Below are 1,816 nucleotides of genomic sequence, written 5' to 3' on the forward strand. Positions count from 1 at the left end.
GCCGACAAATGGCGTGCTCAGACCCATGTGCAGTTCGGCTACGAGATCCTCAACAAGATCAGTTTCCCCTTCAACCTGGCCGAGATCGTCTGGTGCCATCACGAGTATCACCGGCCGCGTCTTGCGCCAGTCCTCGGCCACGCTGTCGAGGAAGGTGTTGAGGGTGGTCTTGATGGAGGACTCGCCGCGCGCCTGCCCGGCCGAGAGCAAGACGCCGCTGACGATGGACTTGCAGCGCTGCAACTGCGCTTCCATCTCGCTGATGTCGTCCAGCATGTCGGGACGCTGGCTGATTTCGGGCATCCGCTTCCAGTCGCCCAGGATGACCGAGACGGTGGCCAAGGGCGTGCCCAGTTCATGCGCCGCGCCCGAGGCCAACAGGCCCATGCGCACGATGTGGTCTTCCTCGGCGGCGCGCTGGCGCAGGTCGGCCAGCAAGGCGTCACCGGCGCGCAGGTTGCTGCTGATACGGGTGATGAAGAACACCATCAGCCCGGCATTGAGCAGGAAGCAGATCAGCGTGCCTTCCACGTACAGGCTCAAGAGGCCCGCGTTATGGTCCGGCGGCAGCGGCAGCGGTTCGGAAAACAGCGCCAGCCCGGCCAGGCAGAGCATGGTCACGCCGACGATGGCCCAGCTCGACCAGGGCTTCAGGAGCACCGCCGAGAGGATGATCTGCATCAGGTAGAGAAAGGCGAAGGGATTGGTGATGCCGCCACTCAAGTAGAGCTGGAAGGTCAGCACCGCCACATCCACCAGCAAGGCCAGGAACAGTTCGGCATTGGTGGCGATGCGGCGCTCATGCCAGCGCAGGTGGCTGGCGATATTGAAGGCGATCAGGCAGGACAGCACCTCCAGCATATGCGGCAAGGGCAGGTGCAGTTCGAACACCAGCACCACGAAGGCAATCGTGGAGACCTGGCCCAGCACGGCCAGCCAGCGCAGCTGGATCAGCAGCAGCATGTTCTGGTGGCCGGCCGGGTTCTGCTCCCCCTGGCGCAGGCGCTGCCAGCGCTCGCGCAGGGTCTTGCGCTTGGCGAAGGTGTCGGTGGTGCTCACGGATCAGCCCTTGGCTTGCGCGTCCTGGATGCGCTGGCGCCAGCGTCGTTCATCGCGGATCACCCAATAGCCGGCGCCCAGCGACATCAGGGCCAGGGCGTACCAGGTCAAGGCATAGACCAGATGGCTGTTGTGGAAGGCGATCACGGTCAGGCCGCCGACCGGTTTCTGGGCATCCGGCGCCACTGCGGCATTGGCCTGGGCCGAGGCCTGGTCGGCATCGATGAAGTACGGCGCCACCTTACCCGGCTCCAATCCACGGGCCTGGGCGATAGCCTTCACGTCGCGTGAATACCAGCGGTTCTGGGCCGCATCATTGCTGCGCAGGAAACCGCCGCCCTGCTCGCTCATGCGCAGCAGGCCGGTGACCTCGGTGGCTTGATCGGCCGGCGCATCAGGCAGATGGAGCTCGGCCAGCTTGATCGGTGAGGTCGAGACAAAGCCGCGATTGACCAGCACCAGCACGCCATCGGCCATCTGCAACGGGGTCAGCAGCCAGGAGCCGCTGCCCAGGTCGGTGCTGGCTTGCACCGCCACGGTCTTGCTGTAGAGATAGCGGCCGCGCAGGTCCACGCGCTTGTATTCGTCACGCTCAGCCGACACCTGCGGCCAATCCTGCGGGCCGGGCGGCGCCGTGGGAGCGGCATGGACCCGGGCATCGACCTTGGCGATCAGGTCGAGTTTCCATTGCAGGCGATAGACCTGCCAGGTGCCGAGGGCGGCGAACACCAGAAAGAAAAATCCCGCCAAAAGGTCA

At 65.0% G+C, this 1,816-nt stretch carries 2 protein-coding genes; both read right to left on the reverse strand.

Annotated elements, in window-relative coordinates:
• Positions 1–1,059: sensor histidine kinase (locus I5W_RS19195; RefSeq protein ID WP_252717114.1), on the reverse strand; the 1,059-nt coding region annotated here is incomplete at its 3' end.
• A gap of 3 nt (positions 1,060–1,062) precedes the next feature.
• Positions 1,063–1,816: SURF1 family protein (locus tag I5W_RS19200; RefSeq protein ID WP_044530425.1), on the reverse strand; the 754-nt coding region annotated here is incomplete at its 5' end.

Source organism: Herbaspirillum sp. B65 (assembly GCF_000333555.1).
GTDB lineage: Bacteria > Pseudomonadota > Gammaproteobacteria > Burkholderiales > Burkholderiaceae_D > Herbaspirillum > Herbaspirillum rubrisubalbicans.